8 protein-coding genes are annotated in these 5934 nt (G+C 36.5%); 5 read left to right on the top strand and 3 right to left on the bottom strand.

What is annotated here, in order from left to right:
• Positions 1 to 24 precede the first annotated feature (24 nt).
• A complete protein-coding gene (locus tag BEN74_RS00980; protein ID WP_001129137.1) occupies positions 25 to 306 on the bottom strand; it encodes a type II toxin-antitoxin system YafQ family toxin in 282 nt (93 codons plus the stop codon).
• Complete coding sequence (locus BEN74_RS00975) at positions 299 to 592, bottom strand: type II toxin-antitoxin system RelB/DinJ family antitoxin (RefSeq protein WP_004870963.1); 294 nt, start codon at positions 590 to 592, stop codon at positions 299 to 301. Before BEN74_RS00975 ends, BEN74_RS00980 begins: the two co-directional genes overlap by 8 nt.
• Positions 593 to 830: 238 nt before the next feature.
• Between BEN74_RS00975 and blaMCA the strand changes: the two genes are divergently transcribed.
• The 3 genes from blaMCA (at position 831) to BEN74_RS00960 (ending at position 3929) form a co-directional block, all read left to right on the top strand.
• Positions 831 to 2003 (top strand): MCA family class C beta-lactamase, encoded by a 1173-nt coding sequence (gene blaMCA, locus BEN74_RS00970; RefSeq protein ID WP_079863305.1) that lies wholly within the window; start codon positions 831 to 833, stop codon positions 2001 to 2003.
• 709 nt (positions 2004 to 2712) lie between these two features.
• The gene (gene repM / locus BEN74_RS00965; RefSeq protein WP_004856439.1) at positions 2713 to 3636 is read left to right on the top strand and encodes a replication initiation protein RepM; all 924 of its coding nucleotides are present in this window, start codon (positions 2713 to 2715) and stop codon (positions 3634 to 3636) included.
• Positions 3633 to 3929, top strand: coding sequence for a hypothetical protein (locus BEN74_RS00960; RefSeq protein ID WP_004856442.1), 297 nt, complete (start codon positions 3633 to 3635; stop codon positions 3927 to 3929). Before repM ends, BEN74_RS00960 begins: the two co-directional genes overlap by 4 nt.
• Here BEN74_RS00960 and BEN74_RS00955 read toward each other — a convergent pair.
• Positions 3926 to 4210 carry a hypothetical protein gene (locus BEN74_RS00955; protein WP_004856445.1) on the bottom strand — a complete coding sequence of 95 codons (285 nt, stop codon included), beginning with the start codon at positions 4208 to 4210 and terminating at the stop codon, positions 3926 to 3928. The genes BEN74_RS00960 and BEN74_RS00955 overlap by 4 nt on opposite strands.
• Positions 4211 to 4405: 195 nt before the next feature.
• Here BEN74_RS00955 and mobQ point away from each other — a divergent pair, with 195 nt between their 5' ends.
• Positions 4406 to 5377 carry a MobQ family relaxase gene (gene mobQ / locus BEN74_RS00950; protein ID WP_004897098.1) on the top strand — a complete coding sequence of 324 codons (972 nt, stop codon included), beginning with the start codon at positions 4406 to 4408 and terminating at the stop codon, positions 5375 to 5377.
• The gene (locus BEN74_RS00945; protein ID WP_004870960.1) at positions 5374 to 5844 is read left to right on the top strand and encodes a hypothetical protein; all 471 of its coding nucleotides are present in this window, start codon (positions 5374 to 5376) and stop codon (positions 5842 to 5844) included. Before mobQ ends, BEN74_RS00945 begins: the two co-directional genes overlap by 4 nt.
• Positions 5845 to 5934 lie beyond the last annotated feature (90 nt).

The following is a 5934-nucleotide window of genomic DNA, read 5'->3' as shown; positions in this document are numbered from 1 at the left end:
ATCTTTCAAAGCATCGAGCGATAGTCATCCAAAAATTTCGGAATGGCTATCCAACTGATGCAGTTCTAAAATATCGTCACCAACAAGCCTATAGATCAAGACTAAATCAGGCTTCACATGACAATCACGACAATTTTTAAACTCTGCACCACCTTTCAAGGGATGATCTAAATACTTTTCAGGCAAAGGATTATTTGCGACTAAACAATCTAATACTTCTGCCCATTCAGCCGTAACCAGTTCTAAATAACGTCTTTTAATATCACGTTTAAAAGAACTGGTTACGATAATCTTACGTTTAGCCATGTGCTTCTTCCGACATAGCTTTAATCGCTTCTTCTACCGTTTCGTACTCGGTGTACTCGCCATTTTCAATCTCTTTTAAAGATTGAAGTAACTTGGCTGCTGCTTTAGGAGTTAAAGCAGGTTCTCGTGCATAGTCAAAAGACAAAGGAATCGCTTTAGTTTTAACGATTTGATTCAAGAACAGTTTGAATGCTTGAGGCATAGTCAAACCATAGTCTTCCAAAATAGGAGTAACTTGTTCTTTTAACTCTGCTTCTAAGCGCATATTGAAATTGACTGCGGACATGATTCCCTCACTCAAAAACCATTAAAGTAAAGATAATATAAGTCATATTCTTTACTTTTTCATTACTTTTGATGTAATAAATGATTTCTGACAACTGAATTTCGTATAACAGCCATTATGTTAAATAGCTGTTGGGCTAGATGATTTTTATATAAGAAGTTATTTAACAAAAATTAATACATATGTTATTTAGTATATGAGATTATATGTGCCATCTTTTTTAAAGAAATTTAACCTAATGTTTTTTAATCAAAAATATTTTTTTCAAGCAAGCTTCATTACGATGGTTATCGGTTTTGGTATGAATTTAAATGCAAGTGAAGTCAGTCAAAATGAGAAAAATATTGAAAAAGTTGTTACCCAATCATTTAAGCCACTTATAGATGAGTATGGTGTAGCTGGTATGGCTATAGGCGTAATTTACAACGGTAAAAGTTATGAAAAATATTATGGTGTCCGATCTAAAGATACAAATGAAAGCGTAAATAGTCAGACACTTTTTGAGTTAGGTTCTTTAAGTAAAACTTTTACTGCTATTTCAGGAACATATGCCAATAATCAAGGTAAAATATCGTTCAACGATCATCCTAGTAAATACGTCCCTGCTTTAAAAAATTCAGAAATTGATAAGGTAAATTTATTAGAGTTATTAACTTATACAAGTGGCAATTTGCCATTACAATTTCCAGATAATATCAAAACTGATAAGCAAATATTAGAGTATTTCAAAAATTGGAAAGTAAAGAATCCTCCTGGTACTTATCGTGAATACTCAAATCCAAGTATAGGACTTTTTGGGTATCTAACTGCAAAATCGATGAATGTTCCTTTCTCTTCATTATTAGAGAAGACTGTTTTTCCTCAACTTAATTTGAAACATACATACGTCAATGTTCCAGAAGCACAAAAAACGAACTATGCTTTTGGTTATGATGAAAATAATAAGCCAATTCGAGTTAATCCTGGTCCATTGTCGGATGAAGCATATGGCGTTAAATCAACACTCCCAGATATGCTTAAGTTTGTAAATTCGAATCTTAATGTAGATACAAATAGCCCTGCTATGAAAAAAGCTATACTGGATACACACAAAGGATATTTTAAAGTTTCTGATAGCGGTATGACACAAGCACTTGGATGGGAAATGTTTTCTTATCCCACTACTTCTGAAATTCTACAGGCTAGTAATTCAAAACAAATCTTATTGGGCTCAAATCCTGTTGTAAAAGAATTATCGCAACCAAAATCTAAAGTTTTTCATAAAACAGGTTCGACTAATGGCTTTGGGGCGTATGTTTTATTTATTCCAGAAGAAGGATTTGGATTGGTTATGTTAATGAATAAAAAGATACCAAATGTAGATCGTATTAAGGCTTCATATAATGTTTTTGAGACATTGAAAGATAATTAACTTTCTCTAAAATTAACATAATACACCTTATCCGAAATGCTTAGATATTTTCATTATCTTTCAATGTTATAGTCAATACTTAATAGCCCGAAACGTCATGCTCGGGCTTTTTTTATGATTCTTCACGTTCCACGACTAATATTTCATCAATGTTTCACAACTTTGATTAGCTCCAGTAAATAATTAAAACCTAGATAATAAGAACCGAGCGAGTGTCTACGAGCGATTGAGCATCATCAAAATTTCGACCTCGCTTTTTCTCTGATTACAAGCTCCCTTTCGATTTTAAACGGTAGTTACAGAGCATCCCGAATGGGTGCGAACTTTGGAGCTTTTGCTTTTCAAAAAGTATGAGCGAAGCGAATACATTACCAATGCTTTTGCTTTTAGATTTCATAAACAGGATTAACCAAAAACTGCCCCATGAAGCGAGGAACGAGCTTCAATAGAGTACGAGCTTTAGCGAGTACATAGGGCAGTTTTAAGCACTCCCCTCTTTTTAATATTTTTTAATTTTTTAATTTTTAGCCTCTACAATTAATTGATATATAAGAATAAAAATAGCAATAAGTACACCTTTATCTTGCAATAAGTACACCTTTATCTTGCAATAAGTACACCTTTATCTTGCAATAAGTACACCTTTATCTTGCAAAGTGACACTCAATAAAATAGAGTGTACTTATATATTTAAAAAACATGTGTGCTTATGAAAAAGGAACTAGTCGTTAAAGATAATGCACTAATAAATGCCAGTTATAATTTAGACCTATCAGAACAACGTTTAATACTGTTAGCCATACTTGAAGCTAGGCAATCAAATACACCCAATGATAAAGATTTGACGATTCATGCTGAAAGCTATATCAACCATTTCAATGTTCATAGAAATACAGCCTATAAAGTTCTTAAAGATGCTTGCAAAAGCCTATTTGATCGTAGATTTAGCTATCAAAAGCTGACTCAAAAGGGCAACATTGAGAATGTAATAAGTCGATGGGTACAACGAATATCTTATGTAGAAAATGAAGCTCTTGTTCGTATTAAGTTTTCTGATGATGTTGTACCGTTGATTACAAATTTAGAAAAACACTTCACCAGTTATGAACTAGAGCAAGTCAGCAGTTTAACTAGTGTTTACGCTATACGCTTGTATGAGTTGCTTATCGCATGGCGTAGTACAGGCAAAGTGACTATGGTAGAGCTAGAAGAGCTAAGATTAAAATTAGGCATAGAACCCAACGAATACAAGAGAATGGGGCAATTTAAAGAAAAAGTTTTACACCTTGCCATTGATCAAATTAATGAGTACACAGATATAAAAGCAGAGTATGAACAACACAAACGTGGTCGTTCAATTATTGGTTTTTCATTTAAGTTTAAGCAAAAATCACAGCCGAAAAAATTAGATTCTAAGCGTGACCCAAACACACCTGACTTTTTTGTCAAAATGACCGATGCACAACGCCATTTATTTGCCAATAAAATGTCAGAAATGCCTGAAATGGGGAAATATTCACAAGGTACAGAAAGCTACCAACAATTTGCTATCCGTATAGCAGATATGCTTTTAGAGCCTGAAAAATTCAGAGAGCTTTATCCAATATTAGAAAAATCAGGATTTCAGCCATGATTAAATTAAACAACCTATCAACTGATCTAAAACATGTGACCGTTGAATACCTCGACATCGTAAATTATGAAATTGCGAGGGAAAATATATGCGGTTATATCTTCCTATTATCTCGAATATCCAAAAATGCAGAACCCACCAAAAAAATGCAGATGGAAAGCAAAATACAGGACTTAATTTACTATCGAGATAATTTGCAGATAGAGGACAAAGACAATATTCAAAAGGTTTTAAATACGCTCATTCCCGAGTATCAAGCCGAACAGAACAACCAAACAGCTAAGAAAAATTAGGCTTCAATATCGGGCAAATCAAAAAGCTGTCTATCTCTATTTTCTGTTAAATATTCGTTGAGTTCAGCGAGTATTTTTTCTTTATTGGCTTCATTAGATTGCATCTTTTTAATTAAGTAAGAACCGAGCAAAATTTTACGTCTTGTATCGTCCTTTCTTTCTTGTTCCTTTTGCTTGGTTTTTTCTCTTGCATCAATAGCCTGTTTTTGAGCTTTTAACTGTTTCAACTTTTCTAATTGGGCTTCAATTTTCTTTTCGATATTTTCAGCAGATTTTGTCATAACGGTTAATTTCGGGATATAGAAAACCACTCAAGCATAAAACCCTATGAATTGAAATTCAAGCGGGCTATATGCTATCGTGTTTTTCATGAAATGCGCACTTACGACTTGAATTTCATTCAAGTCATCGTTGCGTAAGGGGAATCCCCTTAACCCCAAAAAATTGCTACGCAATTTAAAAAGGCGAAAGAAAAAATGGCGATTTATCATTGCTCAACAAAAACAGTGAATCGAAGTTCGGGACGAACTGCGGTTGCATCGTCTGCCTACCGTTCAGGGGAAAAACTCAAAGATGAACGAACAGGACTAACCCACGACTTTACGAGAAAGGACGGTGTCGCCCATAGCGAAATTGTGTCTAACCTTGATATAGAAATAGACCGTAGCGAATTGTGGAACTTGGCGGAACAGTCCGAAAACCGCAAAGATGCTCGAACCGCTAGAGAATGGGTGATTGCCCTGCCTGATGAACTGGATGCAGATCAGCGCAAGGACTTGGCAAAAGAGTTTGCCCAATCGCTTGTTGATCGTTATGGCGTGATTGCAGATTTAGCCATTCACGAACCCAGCAAAGGCGGAAATGATAAAAACCATCACGCCCATATCATGCTGACCACCCGAAAAGCTGAATTAGACCCTGACAATAAACTCACTTTGACGACAAAAACCGATATTGAGTTAAGTAATGCCAAACGCAAAAGCCTAAATATGGGAACAACCCAAGACGACATCAAACAGATTCGGGAAACATGGGCGGACTTAGCCAATCACGCACTGGAGCGAGCAGGCTACCGAGAAAAAATAGACCACCGCAGCTATGCCGATCAGAACAATGGACTACAAGCCACCATTCATGAGGGGACTTCGGTCACTCAACTCCGTAGACAAGGCATAGACACCGAAATCAGCCGTTATAACGACCATGTGAAGCAACACAACGCCCAACACCTCAAACAACAGCAACAGCGCACAGACAGCGTTTTACAGCACGGTTTAAACCGTGCCGAGCAAGGCTTCGAGCAATGGCAGAAAAACCAAGAAGCTAAACGCCTAGAACAAGAACGCCAAGCCGAAATACAACGACAACAAAAACTAGAGCAACAGCAAGCCGAGCGAGCCAACCGTAAAGCATCACAAGACTTAGATCAGGGCGGAATGTACCGATGAGCAACCAAAACGACCTAGATGACCAGCTCTATATTTTACTGGCATCTATGAAAGAGTATCGAGAAGCCATAGCAGACGATAACAAGCGATTAGAAGCGTTTTACAAGGAAGTGGCTAGCGGAGTACTCAATAAGACCGAAAAACACCTAAAAAACGCCAATCAGAAGCAAATAGACGCACTCAACAACAGTATTCGAGAATTAAACAATGCAACCAATCAACTTGACTGGCGATTCATGGCAATCTACGCCAGTGCTTTTGTTAGCTTGCTGATCGTTTTCTTTTTAGCATTATTTTTATATGTGCCGAGCATGGACGAAATCAAACAGCGTAGAGCAGACGTTGCATGGCTAGAACAAAAATACAGCCTAGATATTAAAAATTGCAATGGGAAGTCTTGCGTTCGCATCATGAAAAATGACTGTCACGGAGCGAATAAGGATTATTGTGTGATTGACCCAAAATAATGATTAGACAGTACTTTGCTCGGCTCTTGCCATCACCGAATCAATGACAGCAGTCGCAAAGTTGCCCGACTTTGAAACATGGCTAAAGCC

It is taken from the genome of Acinetobacter sp. WCHAc010034 (genome assembly GCF_001696615.3).
Lineage (GTDB): Bacteria > Pseudomonadota > Gammaproteobacteria > Pseudomonadales > Moraxellaceae > Acinetobacter.
The sequence above is the reverse complement of the archived record's forward strand: the minus strand, read 5'-3'. Positions and strand labels throughout refer to the sequence as shown.